Consider the following 19,068-nt stretch of genomic DNA (forward strand, 5'->3'; position numbering starts at 1 on the left):
TTCACTAGTTTATCAGCTGTTTTTTCTTTTCTCTTATTCTGTTTTTGTGATATTTCTTAAAATTATATCCTAAACACACCAGTAAAAATTCCATTTTCGCGTTCGATAATCCTCTTCTCGTGAATCTTGTGAAATTCATATCTTCTTTTATTACTCCTAATGCTCCTTCTGCCTGGATGCTTCTTTGTTTCTTTAATTCTTTTCCAAACTCGCTTGACAGGTTTTCATCGACAACTGCATAAAACTCGTTTAAAACAGCATTTCTGCTGACTGTTTTACTTTCTCCTTTTCCTTTATAGCATTCTTCGCGATGTGGACATCCTTTACATGTGTTTTTGCTTGTATATCGTTGGCTTATTTTCAGATATTCTCCACTTTCATCATATTTTCCTCCATTTCCGTCCGTCTTCGTCGGTCGGACACAAACATTTTATTAAAAATAATTTCTCTCCAATCGTTTTTGTAGTATCCTATAAGAGAGGTGGTATACTACAGAGCACGTGGAGGAGAGTAGGCAATTCTACTCGATATAGAATATCCTGAATATTTATAAGTCGCCGTTAGTCTTTCAAGCACAAACAAGTAGGACTTAGAGCCTGGACACTTAAGATTGTTTTAATCAACTATAGTGATATTTCGCAGACTGACAGTCAATGCCACTTCTCCTTTTTTGAAAGGAGTTTTTTTATGCTTAAAATCCACCGTTTTAATTGTGCCGGTCTTGATGTTCACAAGAATCTTATTGTTGCTACCATTGGTATCACTGACAAGAAAACTCGTGTCACTGAATATATTCAAAAAGATTTCTCTTCTCTTAACTATGATCTCTATAACCTTAAAAACTGGCTTATTGAGCACAAATGCTTTGATGTCTGCATGGAATCTACCGGTAAATATTGGATCCCTGTCTTCAATATTCTTGAGACTGAATCTAAAATGAATATTGTCCTTGTTCATCCTAAATATGTCAAAGCTATCAAAGGCAAAAAAACGGACAAGAAAGATTCCAAATGGATTTGTGATCTTTTCAAACATGATCTTCTCAAATCATCTTTTATCCCGCCTAAGGATATTCGTGAATTAAGAGATCTCTCTCGTTACCACTTCAAGCTCATCTGTATGCGTACTTCTGAACGGAATCGTTATCAGAATTCTATGACCGTTTCCAATATCGCTCTTGCTTCTGTTGTTTCTGATCCTTTTGGAAAAACAGCTAAAGCCATAATGAATGAAGTTCTATCTACTGAAGCTATTGATTGTTAATGTCAATATAAAATTTACCAAAAGTGTTAGTTTAATTTTCACCAGTTCTGGTTGTTATGATCATCATCCTCAATCATGGATATCTTATCCTTTGTTCGATATGACCTTCCTGTGATATTTATGATATGTGAATGATGAATAAGTCTGTCTAAGATTGCATTCGCTAATACATTATCACCAAAAACCTCTCCCCATCGTGACAGTGATTTGTTGGTTGTTATGATTGTTGAATGTTTCTCATACCTTTTTGTTATCAATTGAAAAAGAAGATTCGATGATTCGCTATCCAGCGGAAGAAACCCTACCTCATCTATGATAAGTAGCTTATATTTTGCAAAGAATTTCAATCGTGTTTCTAGTCTGTTTTCTAGATGGGCTCTTTTTAGCTGTAGGATGAGATCATTGCAGTTTATGAAATATGTACTGTTTCTGTTTTTCGCTGCTTCTATTCCAATTGATGTCGCCAGATGTGTTTTTCCTACACCTGGGGTTCCAATGAGAAGAATATTTTCTGTTTTTTCCATAAATCTGAGATTTCTAAAATCAAGTATCTGCTCCTTGCTGATCGAAGGCTGATATGAAAAATCAAAATCCTCAAATGTTTTTATATATGGGAAATTGGCCACCTTCACGCATGCGTTCATCGCTCGTTCATTCCTAAGTTCCATTTCAAAATTAGTCAGTTCATATAGTGCTTCCACCATATCCTTCTTTCCTTCATTTACCATGCTTATATATGTATCTAAATATTCTCTTATGCGATCGAGCTTCAATGTTTCCAGATTGTTCATGAGCCTGTTATAGTTTGTTGCCATCCTTATTTACCTATCCTTTCAAGCAGTTTTAAATTTTCTTCTGCAATTGCATCGATATCTATATCCTTGTTGCAGATTGTATGATGCAGTGCCTCCTGATAATGATCGTGTTTGTAGTTGAATTTATTTTTGTTTATTTGATGTACTGTCACAAGTTCTGTGTTAAAATATACATAAAGTTTATTTTCAATTGGTACTAGCTTGACTCTTTTGTTGATAAACTTTGTAGGAACGGAATATCCAGATCCATTGTAGGTAACCAGTAGTGTTGGTGGCACTATCTGCGTAATGACATTATCTACATAGCTATCGAGCATCACTTTGTTTGGTAAGGGTCTGAGATATTCCTTTTCTTTTTCAAAGAGAACATGCGGCGGCATATTCGTTGTCTGATTGATGGTGTTATTGACTCGTCTATTGATCTTTTCAATAAGATGGATAAGTTCTTCTTCATTTTCAATCTCGCCATCATATGCATTCAGCCAGGAAATGAATCTGTTGGCTGATTCATCTTTTCCTTTTGTCTGTGGACTTCTTGTTTTGCATAGCCTTATCTTCATGCCGCTATCCTTTTCAAAGGCTCTGATTTTCTGATGCTTTCTTTTAGAGCCATTAGTAATGCTCACTACAGCTGTCATATTGTCAGTAAGTATATGTTCAGGGGTTCCTCCAAGCCTGTATAAGGTATCGATGATGCATCTAAGGAAGTCTTCAGTTGTTTTTCCTTTGGTATAGACAAATATATGTTCACGTGAATAGCCAAGTGTAGATGTCATGAGATTGAATTCTATGACTTCACCATGAATGGTCGTCATTCTAAGATTTTCTTTCCAGTCTACCTGCAATTGTTGGCCAGGCCTTGTTTCATATCTGACATGAGGCTTGACAGTTTTTTGTGGCTTCATATCACGTTTCCAAGTGTAATGTTTAAAATTATTGTAAGTTCCGATATTGTCCTCACCATACCTGTCTAGAAGATACTCATATGCAGCACGTTTATGAACACCAGGCTTCTCAAACAATCTAGTGATTTCATCGCTATATTTATCCAGAATACTTTTTCTAGGTTTACGTTCCACTTTTTTTATTCCTCCTTCACGCCAGTATTTAGCTACTGTATGTCTATCCATATCGTAGATTCTGGCAAGTTCGCTAAAGTTGGGTTTAATATTCATTTGTTTCAAAATTAATAAATCTCCTATAATATTTCTTTCCATAATAATCTCCTGTATTTGAATACAGAAGATTCTATCAAAAAAGATAACCTTAGGATAGTTTTTCATTGCCGAAACTGGTAATTATTATACCAACCTTTTTGGTTATCTTTATTTTACTATTAACAATATCCTCAGTTATATTAAAAAACATTTTTGTTCTGGCATTAAGTATTCTGGTTTTATAAACAAAGGAATATTTATTTGCATAAGCTTCTATTTTCGTACCATCAATATAAGCAATAGACTCGTTGATATCCATCATCGTTCCTATCTTTTTCGAAACATCAAAAAAAGATATCATCGATATTAGCTTTAAGGCTGTTATTCATAAATCTTTGAAAAACCATATGACTGGGCTGATGATGATCAGCAAGCAGCATAAAACGAATATCATATTTGCATAACGTTTCGATAGTTCGCAAATGTCTTTCTCCGATCATGTAGGCAAATAAAATAATTCTTAACAGCATTCCTTTGTCATATCCCTTTCTGCCTCGGTAACTGATATTTTTAATATATTTAGAACAGTTCACTCCTTCCATCACCTTTAAGAAAGAAACAACCGGATCATTTGGATCAATAATTGTTCCAATATCCATTGGCAAAGACACCTGAATTGCGTTATAATGAGTTATGTAATTAGATTGTGTAAAAGTTATTGTTTCCATAATCTAATTATACCAAAAAAGACAATGTTTCTCAGCTGTATTTAACTGAGTCATTGTCTTTTTTGTATAAAGGCTTTAACTATTTTATTTCGTTACAGCCCCTTCTGTTTTTTGTGTTGCATTATTTGTTTGAATAAAATAGTATCGATGTTATTATTGAGTATTAAAAGTAAAAATTTGATTAATATTATACAAATATATGAAGTATATGTTATAATTTCTACCATAAGATATGTTGTTTTAGGATATTTTGTATTAACAAATTTGATATAGGAGCATAAAACAATGACAGGAATATTTAAATATGAAAAAATAGAACATGATCATAATTTACCAACCAAATTATTAGATTTTTATTTTGAAGATTATCAAGGGGATTTTGTTGATAAGCATTGGCATCGTAGTATTGAGATACTTGTGCCATTATTTGGAAGTTTCAATCTATGGGTAGATGGAAGTGAAATATTATTAAAAGAGGGCCAATTATATATTGTCAATTCCCAAGTTATTCACATGATTATTCCTAATAATAAAGAAAGATATTATAAAGGATATGCTTTGCAAATTGATTATGATTTTATCAAGAAATGTTATTTAGAAATTGATGATATTTATTTTAAACAACCAAATAGTATTAATAACAGAATAATTTTAAATAAAGTTTTAGAAATTATTAAATATTATGATGATACTAATCAATATAATAGTGTTCGATTAATTAGTGTTGTTGAAATGTTAGTATTTTTATTGTTAGATAATTTGGCATGTAAGAAAAATGATAATTTGAAAATAAAGAATAATAAATATAAAAATAGAGTAATCGAGATATTAAAATATATTGAAGATAATTATACTGAGGATTTATCAGCAATAATGATAAGTAAAAAGTTTGATGTTTCTGAAGGGTATTTATATAAAATCTTCAAAGAAAATCTTAATATATCGCTAAAGCATTATATTAATCAAGTTAGATTAGATCATGCCAAAAATGATTTGATCAATAGTGATTATCCCATTATCGATATTGCAATAATGAGTGGATTTCCTAATGTGAAATCGTTTAATAATTGTTTTCGGGAAAAAATGGGAATTTCACCGAAAGAATATCGAAAAAAGATGAGAAAATGACGTTTTTTTGTCAATAAAAATACCATTTTGAAAGCGCTTAACGAGATATAATTTTTATATAACCAAGGATAAAAGAAAGGGAGGTAAAAACAAAATGGTTAAGAAAGCTAAAAAAACATTAAGCTTGTTAGTCAGCGCGATGATGGTTTTTGGGTTAACTATCACTCCTACATATGCAGCCGATGGTATAATAGCGACTGGAAACCAAAAGGCTTATGTAGTTGGCGATGACTGGGGTCCAGGTGTCAGCAAAACAATTATTACTCTTGACAAAACAGTTGACCCTGAATCAGTACAGCCAAGTGATTTTAGTGTATCGCAAGGGTTAAATGGTACTTATAGTGATAGAACAATTGAAAATGCTTATGTTTCTGATGCAAACGGAAATCAAGTAAGTGAAGCTTCTAATATTGTTACTATTGAAATGGCTATTAACCCTAATGAAGGTAATCCACTTGTTTGGAATGGTAATACTTGGCGTAACAATTGGGCTAAGCCTTATGAACTAAACGTAAGTTTAGTTGATGGAGCAACATTAACTGCCGGTGATGAAGTAATCACTTCATTAAATGTTGAACCAGTTATTGATGTTGCTGGAGATGACATGATTTGTCCTCAATTAGATGGTTTTGATATTGATGTATATACTTATGGTGATGCAACATTATCATATGCATTGTATACACCAGAAGCAGATGATCATAGCAATGCTCTAATTATCTGGAATCATGGTATTGGAGAAACTGGAACAGATGTTAAAATTGACTTATTAGGTAACAAAGTTACTGCGTTAGCAGATGATGAATTCCAAACTGCTATGGACGGTGCTTATATTTTAGTACCTCAAAGAAGTGGTGGTAGTGATGTTAATGAAGCAATTTATCAATTAGCTAATAAAGTGTTAGCTGAAAATAGTGATATTGATCCTGATAAAGTAATTGTTGGAGGATGTTCAGCAGGTGGAGCGACTACAATGCAATTATTATTTGCCCATCCAGAGTTTTATGCTGCAGCTTATCCAATCTGTCCTGCAACTTCAAGTGCGAGTGTTAGTGATGAAATGATTGAATCAATTAAAGATGTACCAATTTGGTTTATCCATGCTTTAAATGATACAACATGTGATCCACAAGCTAATAGTATTCCACTTGCGGATCGTTTGAAAAAAGCGGGAGCAGAAGTTCATGAAACATACTTTGATGATGTACATGATACTACAGGTCGATTCTTTGATGATGAAAATGGAGAGTTATCATTAGTTGATACTGGTAAACCTTATCAATATGATGGTCACTGGTCATGGACATATTTCTATAATAATTTATGCCAAGATGTAAATGGTACAAATTTATGGAACTGGATGGCAGTTCAAGATAATTCAAATGGTGTTGTTGGAACTCAAAAAGCCTATGTAGTCGGTGATGACTGGGGTGCTGGTGTTTCAAAGACAATTATTTCTTTCAATAAAACTATTGATGCTGATTCAGTAGACAAAGATGATTTTGAAGTTGTTCAAACATGCAATACTACTGTCAGTGATCGTACTGTTTTAGATGCTTATGTATCTAACGAAAATGGTGATAAAGTGACAACTGATTCTAATTATGTAACAGTTGAAATGTATATTTCACCTAATGAAGGTAGTCCTATTGTCTGGGATCAACCAAGTTTCAGCAATAGTTGGGCTAATCCTTATAAATTAGATGTTAATTTAATTGCTGGTGCTACTATAGCTAGTGGTGATGTTACAATTAGTACAATCTATGTTGAACCAACAATCGACGTTGCTGGTGATGGCAAGATTTGTCCACAAATTGAAGACTTTGAACAAGGTGAATTTGCATATGACAATGCAACTGTTCAATATGCATTATATTCACCAGAAGCTGATGATCATAGCAATGCTTTAGTTATTTGGAACCATGGTGGTGGAGAATTTGGATATGATGTAGAAATTCCATTATTAGCTAATAAAGTTACGGCTTTAGCGGATGATGAATTCCAGGATACTATGAATAATGCTTATATTTTAGCTCCACAAAGACAGCCTGGAACTGATAATGATAAAAATGCTGAAACTATTTATCAATTAGTTTTAAAATTATTAAGAGAAAATCCTGATATCGATCCTAATAAGGTGATCGTTGGTGGATGTTCTGCTGGTGGTTTGATGACAATGACAATGTTATTTGCTCATCCAGATTTATATGCCGGGGCATTTCCAATTTGTGCTGCATATAATCCAGAAGATGCAACTGACGAAATGATTGAATCAATTAAAGATGTGCCAATTTGGTTTATCCATGCTGAAAATGATGATACTGTCTCTGTAGACTATAGTAAAACATTTGAAAGTAGATTAGAAGCAGTTGGTGCTGAAGTTCATACTTCATATTTTGCCGATGTACATGATACTAGTGGTAGATTTGATGATGAAGATGGTAATCCTCATCAATATTCTGGTCATTGGTCATGGGTATACTTTGACAACAATGAATGTGTAGACGAAAATAATTTGAATTGCTGGCAATGGATCTCTCAACAAACTAAACTTGACAATAATGTAGCAAGTGGTAGTCAAACTGCTTATATTATTGGTGATGATTGGGGACCAGCTGTAAGTAAAACAATCGTAGAATTTGATAAAGTTATTGATTCTGCTTCATTGAATGCTAGTGATTTCTTAGTAACAGAAGAAAAACAAGCTACTGTTGACTGGGGAACTGGTGAAGTTGGTATTGCAAGTGCTCAACGTCAAGTAACTAAAGTCTATCCTTCTGATGCTAATGGTAATGCTGTTGATGGTGATTCTAAATATGTAACAATTGAAATGTATGTTGATCCAAATACAGGTTCACCATTTATATATAATGTAAATAGTGGATTTAATAGCTGGTGTGAAACTTATCGTTTGTTGATTAGATTAAATCCTGGTGAAGTAGTTACAAGTGGCGGTGAAGCTTTAACTTCAGTTGATGTCAAAGCTGATATCGATGTTGCTGGTGATGAAAAGATTGTTCCTCAGGTAGATGGAATCTTTGATCTTGATCAAAAATATACAGCTAGTGATGGAACATTATATAACTATGCAACTTATACACCTGAAAAAGATGATAAACAAAATGCTTTAGTTATCTGGTTACATGGTGCTGGTGAAGGTACAAATAATGGAAAAAATGATTCTTATATCGATTTACTTGGAAACGAAGTTACAGCATTTGCAAGTGAAGAATTCCAAAGTGAATTTGATGGAGCATATGTATTAGTACCTCAAGCTGCAACTATGTGGATGGATGGAGGTAACGGAGTTTACCAAAATGGTGATTTAGGTTCTATTTATACTGAAAGTTTAATGGAATTTATAAAAGACTATGTAGCTAATAATCCTGATGTTGATCCAAATAGAATTATCATTGGTGGATGTTCAAATGGTGGATACATGACTATGGAAATGATTTTAACATATCCAGATTATTTCGCAGCTGCATTCCCAATTTGTGAAGCATTCCAAGATCAATATATTACAGATGCTCAAATTGAAGCAATCAAAGATATGCCAATCTGGTTTACATATGCTAAAAACGATACAACAGTAAATCCAACATTATGTGCTGAACCAACAATCGAACGCTTATTAGCTGCCGGAGCTCAAAATATTCATGTATCAGCATTTGATGATGTACATGATACTACTGGAAGATTTGTTAATGCTGATGGTACACCATATCAATATAATGGGCACTGGTCATGGATTTACTTTGATAATAATGAATGTATCGATGGAGAATTAACTGCATGGCATTGGTTAGGACAACAAGTTAAGAGTGCAAGTAGTGTAGATACTCCAACGGATGTAAATAAACCTTCAACTGGTAGTGGTTCTACAACTACATCTACAGCAGTTAAAACTGGTGATGATTTATCATTATTAGGTTTAGGTGTCTTAATGGCATTGTCTGCAACAACTTACACAGTCGCTAGAAAAAGATATCATTAATAAATGAGCAACTCTATAATAACTTGAAGTAAGTTATTTACCATATCATGTAAAGGACAGGAGTGTAGCTATTATTTAGCTGACACTTCTGTTTTTGTTTTATAATATAAAAAGACAATAGATTTTAAAATTATATGGTATTTTATTGTCAAAAATGGGAAATTATCTTATACTAAGGGAGATGTTGAAAGGGAAAAATGATGATGAAAAAGATGACTTTAAGAGGGAAAATTACAATATTAACAATTGGACTAGTAATAGTTGTTGGAGTGATAGCTGGTTATTTTTTATTAAGAGATCCACTTGTTTTTAAAGAAAAAGAAGTAGAAGTGGAAATCAACGAAAACTTCGATGCTTTAAAAAATATTGAAGAAGTTCGTGATGGTGATATTAAAGATGTCAAAGTTGATGATTCTAATGTTAATTATGATAAATTAGGTGAGTATCAGCTAGTTTATCAATACCATGATGAAGAATACTCAATTACTATTAATGTTGTTGATACTACAAAACCAGAATTTGATATAGTTGATTTAGATCTTGATTTAGGGATGAAGATAGATCCAGCCAGTATGGTAACAAATATCAAAGATGCAACTAAAACTAAGGTGCAATTTAAAGAAGAATATGATTTTAGCCAGGAAGGGGTTATTGATGTAGTTGTTCAAGTAATTGATGAAGGTGGGAATATTACTGAAAAGAAAGGCAAGGTTAATCTTGTAAAAGATGATCAGGCACCTAAAATAAGTGAATTACCAGTAATTACAATTGTCAAGGGCAATACAATTGATTATAATCAGGGCGTTACTATTAGCGATAATCGTGATCCTAATCCAGTTTTAGATATTGACTCAAGTCAAGTCGATATAAATAAAGTAGGTACATATATTGCAGTCTATACAGTTAGTGACCGTTCAGGAAATAAAATAGAAAAAAAGCGTAAAATAAAAGTAGTTGAAAATACAACAATTGGACACAATGAACAAAATGGTGAAAAAATAGTTAATTTAACATTTGATGACGGTCCATCAGCTAATACGCAAAAAATCTTAGAGATTTTAGATCGTTATAATGTCAAAGCAACATTTTTCGTTACTGGAAATAATCAGGCATATAATCATTTAATTAAAGCGGCCCATGACAAAGGGCACACAATTGCTTTACATACATATTGTCATGATTATCCTAAAATATATGCTTCAACTAGTGCTTATTTTGATGACTTAACAAAAGTAGGAAATATGGTTAAAGATTTAATTGGACATGTTCCTAAATATGTTCGTTTTCCTGGTGGGGCTTCAAATACAGTTTCACGTAAATACTGTCCAGGAATAATGAGTGTTTTATCAAAAGAACTGATTGCTCGTGGTTATCAGTATTATGATTGGAATGTAGATTCAACAGATGCTTCTGGTAATAATGTACCAGTTAGTAAAATCGTAGCTAATGCAACAAATAGCAATGCTAATAACATTAATATTTTATTTCATGATACAGCAGCTAAGTCAACTACAGTTCAAGCGTTACCAGCGATAATTGAAAATTATTTATCAAGAGGTTATCGCTTTGAAGCAATTAATGACAGTTCATTTGTGCCACATCAAAAAGTAAATAATTAGTATTTTAAGGCTTAACTTTTACAAGTTAAGTCTTTTTGTAAATAAAAATATCTAAAGCTTAGCTTTAGATATTATTGACAGATCCATTTAAAGTAAATAAATGGCATATTAGCAAACATTGAATATCGTGGTAATAAATATTGATTATCTTTTCTTGTCATATTACGGTTTTGGTTGTAACCAAAAGCTAGCGATACATTTTGTTGTTTTAAAACACTAAAGGACTCTTCACTAGCAACACCGTAAGGAAAAGCAAAATATTTACTGCTGACAATATTTTTATTTTGATTAAAATCATCATTTATTTGTTCTTTTGATAATGTTTCAATCATTTTTAACGCTTTTTGACAATGATGAAAATTGTATGAATGCGAATAATATTGAACATTTTCATCATTGATTAAGTCTTCTTTTTTCAAATATTTAGGATTATCAATAGTTGTTTTATATCCGATAACAAAACAGGTTGCTTGAAAATTATATTTCTGTAAAACTTTTTTTACAATAGTATTGAAACTTTTATATCCATCGTCAAAAGTTAAAGCGACTGCTTTTTTAGGTAATTGATAACTGCCATTATAATAAGCTTCAATTTCTTGCATAGTTAATGTATGATAATTATTTTCATATAAATACTGCATTTGTTTTTCAAATTTACTAATGCTCATATGATAAATATCATGTTTATAGTTTTTCTCTTTATCTTCATCACTTACAATATCGTGGTAACCTAAAACAGGTAGACCATCAACATTTAAGTAATGGATTATTGCAATTTTTGCAGCCCAAATTAATCCAATTGCTAGATAAGCACACAGCAAAAAGCAAATAACTTTTTTTATTGTTTTCATTATACCCACCGACGACATTATAGCAATTATGCTACTATTTATCAAATTAATTAAGTTTATTTAAGGTTTATTAAGACAAAAAAATTAGGCGAATCAAATCACCTAATTTTTTTAACGACAGTGATGATTCATTTTTTTGCATCTGATTTCATTTAATTGATCAATAGCAGCAACAGCTTTATCTTTTAAAGTTTCTTCGATAGCTGCAATTGCTTGAAGACTATTAGTAACAGCTTCATTGACTTCTAATAATTCTTGTGAAGAATTAGCACAGCTTACAACTTTTTGTAATTTTTCGCCTTCAGCATTTAAAATATGAGCTAATCCAGCTTCTTGTAATGCAATAGATTGCAATATAGCTGTTAATGCGCAACCTTCATCAACTGGTGTACATTCAATGATTGGCATTCCCATTTTTATCACCTCCTATATTATAGGTTATGTAAGGTTTTTAAAGTTCTAAGGGCAAAATGGTAAAAACTAAAAAAGTATTTATAATTTTATAAGTTAACTAGTTATGTTAAAATGGAGACAATTTAGGAGGAAAGGGAAATGTATTGTCAAGTTTGTGGTCATCAGTTAATAAAAAAGAAATGTGGTATTGATGGTGAAGTACCATATTGTCCTAATTGTAACGAGTTTAGGTTTGAACGTTTTAATAGTGCGATTTCTGCAATTGTTTTAAATCCTAGTAAAGATAAGATCTTGTTGATTCAACAATACGGACGAACTGATAATATTTTAATTGCTGGATATATCAATAAAGGTGAAAATGCTAAAGAAACATTAATTCGAGAAATAAAAGAAGAAACTGGATTAAATGTCAAAGAATATCTGTATAATGATAATTCATATTTTAAACCATCAGAAACATTGATTCATAATTATGTTGCTATTGTTGATAGTGAAAATTATCAATTAACTAATGAAGTTGACCAGGCTAAGTGGTTTTCAATTAATGAAGCCGTTATGGCAATTAAGCCAGAATCGTTAGCTAAATCATTTTTATTAGAAGCGATTAATAAGTTTAATTTAAAATAGCGAACTGTACTAGTTCGCTATTTTGCTGTTCAATCGATTTGCTAAAATAATTGAAATTATAATTTTTAAAGTGTCTCCTGGTAAAAATGGAATTACACACATTGTTAAAGCTGGAATTAAAGAGGTATTAGTTACATAAATAAACCATAACGTACCAATCAAATAACAAACAGCAGTTCCGATAATTAATGCTATTATTTTAAAAGATAGTTTTTCATTTCTTTTTACAATTAAAGCAATAACTAAAGCCATGATTGGAAAACTGAAAATATAACCACCACTAGGCCCTAGTAAACTAGCTAATCCCCCGCTAAAACCACCAAAAACTGGTAAGCCAATAGCACCCATAAAAACATAAACCAGTGTACTGATAAAAGCTAATTTTGGTTTTAGTAATAAGCTAACTAAATATACCCCTAAAGTCTGTAAAGTAATTGGTACTAAAGTAGGTAAGGCAATTTGAATTTGTGCCAGGATAGCAATTAAACAAGCAAACAAGGCACAATATAACATATTTTTAACTTTTGTATTCAAAATTTAATCCTCCTGAACGATTTTAGCAAACATTTTTATTCTAAACAAGAATTATTTATCTATTAAAAAAATTGTTTTATAATGGTATATAGCAGGTGATATGATGAGTTTATTAGAAAAATTAAAAGATAATCAATTGTTTACTAAAGCCCAATTACCCGTAGTAACATATATAAATGAACATAGTGAAGAAATTTCTAAAATTACAATTGGACAATTGGCCAAAAAGACCTATTCTTCAAATGCTACAATTATTAGAATTTGTCAAAAACTGGGTTATCCTGGGTTTCGAGAATTTAAATATCAGTTATTAAAAGAATTGGAATCAAATAAGTTTGTTAAACAGTCAGTAGATTTTACGAAACCTTTTTATTTATCAGAATCGGATTTTGAAATCATTAATAATTTATCATCATTATATAAAGAAACAATTGATATTATTAATGCTAATTTAGATTTAAAACAATTAGAGACAATTGTTCGAGTTATTTATCAAGCTAAAAGAGTTTTTATTTACTCAGTAGGTGATACTAGTTTAACAGTTAAAAATTTTATGAATAAGTTAATAAAAATAAATATATATGCAATTTTAGCTACTGAATATCATGAAGAGTTATTTACTAGTAAAAATGTAACAAGTGATGATTGTGCTATTTTTGTTACATATCGAGGACAGAAAGATTTGTTTTTAAAATGTATGCAGGAAGTAAAAAAATCAGGCGCTAAAATTATTCTCATTACTGCAAATAGAGATAGTGTTTTAACAAGATTGTCCAATAATCAAATTATTTTACCAAATAAAGAGCATGATGATCGAATTGCAACTTTTTATTCTCAGCTTGCTTTTAACTATATTTTAACGGTTATTTATGCTTTGCTTCATAAAAAAGTTGAACTTTAAGTACAATTTTTTAAACAGAGTAATGATAAAAAACGGATTTTATTTCCTAAAGTAAGTCGTTTACTTTGCAAATAAAAATTACTATGCAACAATGGTTATGGCAGGTGATAAAATGAATGAAGAATTAATTACATTTTCAACTTTTAATCATAGCGATGCTTTAGATTTTGGCTTACGAGTAATTGAAATAGCTAAAAAAGAAAAATTAAAGCCATTGCGTATTCGCGTATCAATTGACGGAGATATTGTTTTTCAATATTTAATGGATGGAAAAACAAGTGATTTATGGTTAAATCGTAAGGAAAATACTGTATTAAAAACTAAGCAATCATCAATGAATGTTTTTAATAATCAAGATTTTTATAAAAATATAGTTGATGATGAAAATTATGCTATTTGTGGTGGCGGTTATCCTTTGATTGTAGCTAATGAATTTAAAGGGGTATTTTGTATATCAGGATTAGAGCACTATGAAGATCATGCATTAATTGTTCGGGTTTTAAAAGAAATGAAAAATAAATAGGAGATTAATTATGAAGCTAGGAATATTAGGTACAGGAATGATCGTTAAAGATCTTTTGACAACATATGATTTATTGGGAATTGAATATACAGCAGTTCTAGCGACTAAAGCAACAGAAGATGAAGCAAGTGCTTTAGTTGATAAATATCATTTAGACAAATATTTTCTTGACTTTGATGAGCTTTTAAAAGATGATATTGATACAGTTTATGTAGCGCTTCCAAATCATCTTCATTATAGCTTCGCTAAAAAGGCTTTGGAACATGGTAAACATATAATTGTTGAAAAACCAATTACTGCTAATGTTCAAGAATTAAAGGAATTAATAGAAATTGCTAAAGAAAAGCAATTATTTATTTTTGAAGCGATGAATATCCATTATTTACCAGCATATCAGGCTTTAAAACAATGTTTAACAAAAATTGGACAGCCTAAAATTGTTAGTTTAAATTATAGTCAGTATTCATCACGCTATAATGCTTTTAAAGCAGGTAATATTTTACCAGCATTTGACTTTCATAAAGCTGGAGGAGCTTTAATGGATTTAAATGTTTATAATATTCATGGTTTAACTGGTTTGTTTGGTGAACCTAAGCGGGTTAATTATCTTGCCAATATTGAAAATAATATTGATACTAGTGGAATTTTAACGCTTGACTATGATAATTTTAAAGCCGTAAGTATTGGTGCTAAAGATTGTAAAGCACCAGTGATGTTAACTTTCCAAGGTGATGGTGGTGTGATTAAAATTGATACCCCAATCAATCAATTAACTAAATTTGAGTATATAAATAATAATAATGAAGTAGAAACTGTAGATTTAAATGAAGGTAAACATCGTTTGTATTATGAATTTAAAGAGTTTATTCGTATGATTGAACAGAATGATGTTACTAAAGCAGCAAAAATGATGGAAGTAAGCTTAACTGTAAGTAAAATAATGAATGAAGCAAGAAATCAAGAAGGGATCGTGTTTGATAATGACAGATAAGTTAGTAGTGGGATTTATTGGAAATGGTAAAAGTGCTAATCGTTATCATATTCCATTCATTTTAACAAGAAAAGATAAAATTGAAATTAAAAAAATTTATACAATAGATCAAAAGAAAGATAGCTGGGCTAAAATTCCAGGAGTAATTTATACTGAGGATTTAGATGATTTATTAAATGATCAAGATATTGATGTCATTGTAATTAGTACACCATCTAATGTTCATTATGAATATGCTAAGATTGTTTTAAATGCTGGAAAGAACTGTATTGTTGAAAAGCCATTTGCTAATACTTATGAAGAAGCTAAAGAAATTTTTGATCTAGCTAAGGAAAAAGGGTTAATGGTACAATGTTATCAAAACCGTCGCTTTGACAGTGATTTTTTAACTGTTCAAAAAGTAATTGAATCTGGTAAATTAGGGGATTTGTTAGAGTTAGAAATGCATTTTGATTATTATCGTCCTTATATACCAGAAAGTGTTCATGAATTTAGCAGCATTAATTCATATTTGTATGGTCATGGTTGCCATACTCTTGACCAGGTAATTAGTTATTTTGGAAAACCTGATCATGTTCATTACGATGTTCGTCAGTTATTAGGTTCTGGCAGAATGAATGATTACTTTGATTTGGATTTATATTATGGAACATTGAAGGTATCAGTAAAATCAAGTTATTTCCGTGTTAAAGAACGACCAAGTTTTGTAGTTTATGGTAAAAAAGGAATGTTTATTAAAGAAAAGAAAGATAAACAGGAAGAACATTTGAAATTATTCTATTTACCAGGTCCTGGTCATGAAGATTTTGGTGTTGATTTACCAAGTGAATATGGAACATTAATTTACTATGATGATCAAGGGAATTATCATGAAGAAAAGGTTCCATCAGTAAAAGGTGATTATGGTTATTATTATGATGCTTTATATGATACATTGAAAAATAATCAGGAAGTACTTGTAAAACCAGAACAAACATTATTACAAATTAAAATATTAGAAGATGGAATTAAAGGTCTAAAATAAAATGTCGCACTAGCGACATTTTATTTTGTTTCAATAGTAAAAAGAAATAGAGCAATTAAATATTCCTTTAAAAATATATTGCTAATTAAACCAGGTTCAATTGGTTCATTGATTTTTAGTGCATGATAAAAAGCACAAATAGCATCTTTACTGCTTAATGTTTTAATAGTTGCCAATAATTCTTTAATAGTAATATCTTTAAAACGATTTTTTAATAGTTTATAACGTTGTTGGTATTCTTTTTTAAAAACATCATTTATTTCTTTACATACTTGATCTAAATCGTATAAAAGATCATTTTGATAATTATATTCCGTCATTGCTAATTCTAATGATCGAATGAAATAATCTTTAATAGTTAATTGATTTAAATAGATGTCTTTTTTTAATAAATCGGTTAATGGTGTTGAAGAGCTATTAATTGTTTTAGTTACAATACTTTTATTGATTGAATCTTCATAACTAAGAATTAATTGATATAATTTTTTGATAATATTTTTATTAGGATATGACTTTTTAAAATTATATAAATAGCCATCAATTTTTTTAAATGTTTTTAAAGTATCATAATAACCAAGTTTAATTCGCCAATCTAGAATGTTACGATTAAAATCTAAAAATCCTCCTAAATCATAACTTGGTCGAATAAACGTAATATTAGGTCGATTTGTAAAATGTAAATGTGTTGGCTCACGTTTTAATTCAATAGCAATTATTTTTTCAGCACCCATTTTTAAAGCTAAAGATATCGGTAAATTATCATAATATCCACCATCAAGATAGCCCTGATTATCAATATAATAAATAGGAAAAGCGGGAAAACAAGCAGCCGAAGCTAAAGCGTAATCAACTAGTGGTGTTGGCTGCATTTGTTTTTTAGTAATTTCTAATGGTGTAAGTTTAGGATATTTAACAGTAACAATACCATAATCAATATTACTTGAAAAAGCTTTAGGTTCATTGTACAAATTATAAACTAGATTTTTTAGTGGTGTAATATCAGCACCTTTTTCATTAATAAATGATTTAAAAAAAGGTTTGATTAAGTTGCTTTGTGAAAGCATTGATTCAATTGAAAAATCAAAATTTACCGGATTTGTAAAGATATCACTGATCTTCATTTGATCCCATAATTGATAAAGTGCCTGGTAGTCTTTTTGAACAACAAGTAAACCATTTAAAGCCCCAATTGATGTTCCAGTTACAATATCAAAATCATATTCTAATTCTTGTAAAGCTTTAATACAACCAGCCTGATAGGCCCCTTTAGCGCCCCCACCAGCTAAAACTAATGCCTTTTTCATTGGATATCACCTCTTAATAATTATACGAAGACTCATTTAAAAAATCCATCTTCTTTATTAAATGAGACAATTAATTTTAAAACTAACAAGAATTTGATATAATGAAAAACAAGGAGGAATAGAAAATGAAAAATGTAGTAAAAACAAATAAAGCTCCAGGAGCAATTGGACCATATAGTCAAGGAATTAATGTTGGTGATTTATATTTCTTTTCAGGACAAATCCCATTAAATCCAGAAACTAATGAAATGCCAGAAGGAATCGAAGCACAGGCACATCAGGCATTAAAGAATGTTAAAGGATTATTAGAAAGTCAAGGATTGGATTTTTCTAATGTTATTAAAACAACAGTATTTTTAGATAACATGGAAGATTTTAATACTGTAAATGAAATTTATGCAACATATTTTGTAGAGCCATTTCCAGCAAGAAGTGCTGTTGAGGTAGGGAAATTACCAAAGGGTGCTTTAATTGAAGTTGAAGTAATTGCTTGTAAATAATAAGATAGAATTTTGCAATTCTATCTTTTTTTTTAAAAATAATTTTTTACAAAAATGACTTTACCAATAACTTTAACTGGTAAATCATTAGCTTCTTTTAAAGTATAATGAACATCATTTATTGATGGATTACAGGCTATCAAAGTAATTCCAGTATCATCTTGATAATATTTTTTAATTGTTACTTGATCACCAATTTGAATAACAGCGATATCGTTATTTTTAACTGTATCCTGACTTTTTACATATATTAAACTACCATCAACAATTCCAGCATCTTTCATAGAATCACCAGTTACTTTTAAAAAATAGTCACCTAAATGATATTCTTCTAAAGTGATTCTTTCTTCACCAAGATAGTTATTATCTAAAAATAAATCATACCCGCCTTTAGCTATTCCTAAAATCGGTTTTTTTAAAGTGATTGCAGTTCCGTTTAATAGCGATCCAACATCAAATTCTAAAACCTCTGACATTTTATCAATTGTTTCTTGTTGTAATGATTTAACAGAGCCGTTTAACCAGCGGCCAACGGTAGTATGAGTTACGCCAAATTCTTTAGCGATTTGTTGATTTGTTAAATGATAACGAGATTTATACTCTTTAATAAATTGTTTTAACTCCATCGTTGTCACCTCAATTAAAATTATACCTGAAGATAAATGGAAAATAAAGGATTTCAATTCAATAAG

At 30.5% G+C, this 19,068-nt stretch carries 18 protein-coding genes and 1 pseudogene; 10 read left to right on the top strand and 9 right to left on the bottom strand.

The window, feature by feature from the left end; genetic code table 11:
• Positions 1-4: 4 nt before the first annotated feature.
• Positions 5-376 (bottom strand): annotated as a pseudogene (locus ABGT36_RS03735) (transposase); the annotation flags it as partial.
• Between the two features lie 311 nt (positions 377-687).
• Here ABGT36_RS03735 and ABGT36_RS03740 point away from each other — a divergent pair.
• Entirely contained in the window at positions 688-1,263 is a 576-nt protein-coding gene (locus ABGT36_RS03740; RefSeq protein WP_346676891.1) for a transposase, read from the top strand.
• A 38-nt stretch (positions 1,264-1,301) separates the two neighbouring features.
• Here ABGT36_RS03740 and istB read toward each other — a convergent pair whose 3' ends face one another.
• The 3 genes from istB to ABGT36_RS03755 all read right to left on the bottom strand — a co-directional run bounded on the left by istB (position 1,302) and on the right by ABGT36_RS03755 (position 3,894).
• Entirely contained in the window at positions 1,302-2,054 is a 753-nt protein-coding gene (gene istB / locus ABGT36_RS03745) for an IS21-like element helper ATPase IstB (RefSeq protein WP_346676893.1), read from the bottom strand.
• A gap of 26 nt (positions 2,055-2,080) precedes the next feature.
• Complete coding sequence (istA, locus tag ABGT36_RS03750; protein WP_346676895.1) at positions 2,081-3,295, bottom strand: IS21 family transposase; 1,215 nt, start codon at positions 3,293-3,295, stop codon at positions 2,081-2,083.
• A 284-nt stretch (positions 3,296-3,579) separates the two neighbouring features.
• Entirely contained in the window at positions 3,580-3,894 is a 315-nt protein-coding gene (locus tag ABGT36_RS03755) for a transposase (protein ID WP_300627337.1), read from the bottom strand.
• 354 nt (positions 3,895-4,248) lie between these two features.
• On the opposite strand from ABGT36_RS03755, the gene ABGT36_RS03760 reads away from it, so the two are divergent.
• The 3 genes from ABGT36_RS03760 (at position 4,249) to ABGT36_RS03770 (ending at position 10,707) form a co-directional block, all read left to right on the top strand.
• On the top strand, positions 4,249-5,091 hold the full coding sequence (locus tag ABGT36_RS03760; protein WP_204245242.1) for an AraC family transcriptional regulator: 843 nt from the start codon (positions 4,249-4,251) through the stop codon (positions 5,089-5,091).
• 94 nt (positions 5,092-5,185) lie between these two features.
• On the top strand, positions 5,186-9,088 hold the full coding sequence (locus ABGT36_RS03765) for a prolyl oligopeptidase family serine peptidase (protein ID WP_346676898.1): 3,903 nt from the start codon (positions 5,186-5,188) through the stop codon (positions 9,086-9,088).
• A gap of 203 nt (positions 9,089-9,291) precedes the next feature.
• Complete coding sequence (locus ABGT36_RS03770; RefSeq protein WP_346676899.1) at positions 9,292-10,707, top strand: polysaccharide deacetylase; 1,416 nt, start codon at positions 9,292-9,294, stop codon at positions 10,705-10,707.
• Positions 10,708-10,778: 71 nt separating this feature from the next.
• On the opposite strand, the gene ABGT36_RS03775 is transcribed toward ABGT36_RS03770, so the two are convergent.
• Positions 10,779-11,558 carry a polysaccharide deacetylase family protein gene (locus tag ABGT36_RS03775; RefSeq protein ID WP_087300069.1) on the bottom strand — a complete coding sequence of 260 codons (780 nt, stop codon included), beginning with the start codon at positions 11,556-11,558 and terminating at the stop codon, positions 10,779-10,781.
• 111 nt (positions 11,559-11,669) lie between these two features.
• Positions 11,670-11,972 carry a hypothetical protein gene (locus tag ABGT36_RS03780; protein ID WP_204215261.1) on the bottom strand — a complete coding sequence of 101 codons (303 nt, stop codon included), beginning with the start codon at positions 11,970-11,972 and terminating at the stop codon, positions 11,670-11,672.
• Between the two features lie 138 nt (positions 11,973-12,110).
• Between ABGT36_RS03780 and ABGT36_RS03785 the strand changes: the two genes are divergently transcribed.
• Complete coding sequence (locus tag ABGT36_RS03785) at positions 12,111-12,599, top strand: NUDIX domain-containing protein (RefSeq protein ID WP_346676902.1); 489 nt, start codon at positions 12,111-12,113, stop codon at positions 12,597-12,599.
• Between the two features lie 9 nt (positions 12,600-12,608).
• Here ABGT36_RS03785 and ABGT36_RS03790 read toward each other — a convergent pair whose 3' ends face one another.
• Positions 12,609-13,133: a biotin transporter BioY gene (locus tag ABGT36_RS03790; RefSeq protein WP_087300067.1), complete on the bottom strand. Its 525-nt coding sequence runs from the start codon at positions 13,131-13,133 to the stop codon at positions 12,609-12,611.
• A gap of 103 nt (positions 13,134-13,236) precedes the next feature.
• Between ABGT36_RS03790 and ABGT36_RS03795 the strand changes: the two genes are divergently transcribed.
• The 4 genes from ABGT36_RS03795 (at position 13,237) to ABGT36_RS03810 (ending at position 16,572) form a co-directional block, all read left to right on the top strand.
• On the top strand, positions 13,237-14,034 hold the full coding sequence (locus ABGT36_RS03795; RefSeq protein WP_158095195.1) for a MurR/RpiR family transcriptional regulator: 798 nt from the start codon (positions 13,237-13,239) through the stop codon (positions 14,032-14,034).
• Positions 14,035-14,146: 112 nt separating this feature from the next.
• A complete protein-coding gene (locus ABGT36_RS03800) occupies positions 14,147-14,557 on the top strand; it encodes a heme-binding protein (protein WP_158095194.1) in 411 nt (136 codons plus the stop codon).
• Positions 14,558-14,567: 10 nt separating this feature from the next.
• The gene (locus tag ABGT36_RS03805) at positions 14,568-15,548 is read left to right on the top strand and encodes a Gfo/Idh/MocA family oxidoreductase (protein ID WP_346676905.1); all 981 of its coding nucleotides are present in this window, start codon (positions 14,568-14,570) and stop codon (positions 15,546-15,548) included.
• Positions 15,538-16,572 carry a Gfo/Idh/MocA family oxidoreductase gene (locus ABGT36_RS03810; protein WP_087300133.1) on the top strand — a complete coding sequence of 345 codons (1,035 nt, stop codon included), beginning with the start codon at positions 15,538-15,540 and terminating at the stop codon, positions 16,570-16,572. Before ABGT36_RS03805 ends, ABGT36_RS03810 begins: the two co-directional genes overlap by 11 nt.
• A 20-nt stretch (positions 16,573-16,592) precedes the next feature.
• Here ABGT36_RS03810 and ABGT36_RS03815 read toward each other — a convergent pair whose 3' ends face one another.
• Positions 16,593-17,876: a patatin-like phospholipase family protein gene (locus ABGT36_RS03815; protein WP_308698778.1), complete on the bottom strand. Its 1,284-nt coding sequence runs from the start codon at positions 17,874-17,876 to the stop codon at positions 16,593-16,595.
• 125 nt (positions 17,877-18,001) lie between these two features.
• On the opposite strand from ABGT36_RS03815, the gene ABGT36_RS03820 reads away from it, so the two are divergent.
• Positions 18,002-18,376 (top strand): RidA family protein, encoded by a 375-nt coding sequence (locus ABGT36_RS03820; protein ID WP_087371246.1) that lies wholly within the window; start codon positions 18,002-18,004, stop codon positions 18,374-18,376.
• 32 nt (positions 18,377-18,408) lie between these two features.
• Here ABGT36_RS03820 and ABGT36_RS03825 read toward each other — a convergent pair whose 3' ends face one another.
• Positions 18,409-19,002, bottom strand: coding sequence for a LexA family transcriptional regulator (locus ABGT36_RS03825; RefSeq protein WP_087299063.1), 594 nt, complete (start codon positions 19,000-19,002; stop codon positions 18,409-18,411).
• Positions 19,003-19,068: the final 66 nt, after the last annotated feature.

It is taken from the genome of Erysipelatoclostridium sp. An173 (assembly GCF_963931465.1).
Classification (GTDB): domain Bacteria; phylum Bacillota_I; class Bacilli_A; order Erysipelotrichales; family Coprobacillaceae; genus Thomasclavelia; species Thomasclavelia merdavium.

What these genes read in the sequence shown, in the direction of transcription:
- ABGT36_RS03785 (WP_346676902.1), top strand. Translation starts at nt 12,111, where the DNA reads ATGTATTGTCAAGTTTGTGGTCATCAGTTAATAAAAAAGAAATGTGGT.
- ABGT36_RS03810 (WP_087300133.1), top strand. Translation starts at nt 15,538, where the DNA reads ATGACAGATAAGTTAGTAGTGGGATTTATTGGAAATGGTAAAAGTGCT.
- ABGT36_RS03770 (WP_346676899.1), top strand. Translation starts at nt 9,292, where the DNA reads ATGAAAAAGATGACTTTAAGAGGGAAAATTACAATATTAACAATTGGA.
- ABGT36_RS03780 (WP_204215261.1), bottom strand. Translation starts at nt 11,972, where the DNA reads ATGGGAATGCCAATCATTGAATGTACACCAGTTGATGAAGGTTGCGCA.
- ABGT36_RS03775 (WP_087300069.1), bottom strand. Translation starts at nt 11,558, where the DNA reads ATGAAAACAATAAAAAAAGTTATTTGCTTTTTGCTGTGTGCTTATCTA.
- ABGT36_RS03795 (WP_158095195.1), top strand. Translation starts at nt 13,237, where the DNA reads ATGAGTTTATTAGAAAAATTAAAAGATAATCAATTGTTTACTAAAGCC.
- ABGT36_RS03800 (WP_158095194.1), top strand. Translation starts at nt 14,147, where the DNA reads ATGAATGAAGAATTAATTACATTTTCAACTTTTAATCATAGCGATGCT.
- istA (WP_346676895.1), bottom strand. Translation starts at nt 3,295, where the DNA reads ATGGAAAGAAATATTATAGGAGATTTATTAATTTTGAAACAAATGAAT.
- istB (WP_346676893.1), bottom strand. Translation starts at nt 2,054, where the DNA reads ATGAACAATCTGGAAACATTGAAGCTCGATCGCATAAGAGAATATTTA.
- ABGT36_RS03825 (WP_087299063.1), bottom strand. Translation starts at nt 19,002, where the DNA reads ATGGAGTTAAAACAATTTATTAAAGAGTATAAATCTCGTTATCATTTA.
- ABGT36_RS03815 (WP_308698778.1), bottom strand. Translation starts at nt 17,876, where the DNA reads ATGAAAAAGGCATTAGTTTTAGCTGGTGGGGGCGCTAAAGGGGCCTAT.
- ABGT36_RS03765 (WP_346676898.1), top strand. Translation starts at nt 5,186, where the DNA reads ATGGTTAAGAAAGCTAAAAAAACATTAAGCTTGTTAGTCAGCGCGATG.
- ABGT36_RS03740 (WP_346676891.1), top strand. Translation starts at nt 688, where the DNA reads ATGCTTAAAATCCACCGTTTTAATTGTGCCGGTCTTGATGTTCACAAG.
- ABGT36_RS03805 (WP_346676905.1), top strand. Translation starts at nt 14,568, where the DNA reads ATGAAGCTAGGAATATTAGGTACAGGAATGATCGTTAAAGATCTTTTG.
- ABGT36_RS03820 (WP_087371246.1), top strand. Translation starts at nt 18,002, where the DNA reads ATGAAAAATGTAGTAAAAACAAATAAAGCTCCAGGAGCAATTGGACCA.
- ABGT36_RS03755 (WP_300627337.1), bottom strand. Translation starts at nt 3,894, where the DNA reads ATGGATATTGGAACAATTATTGATCCAAATGATCCGGTTGTTTCTTTC.
- ABGT36_RS03760 (WP_204245242.1), top strand. Translation starts at nt 4,249, where the DNA reads ATGACAGGAATATTTAAATATGAAAAAATAGAACATGATCATAATTTA.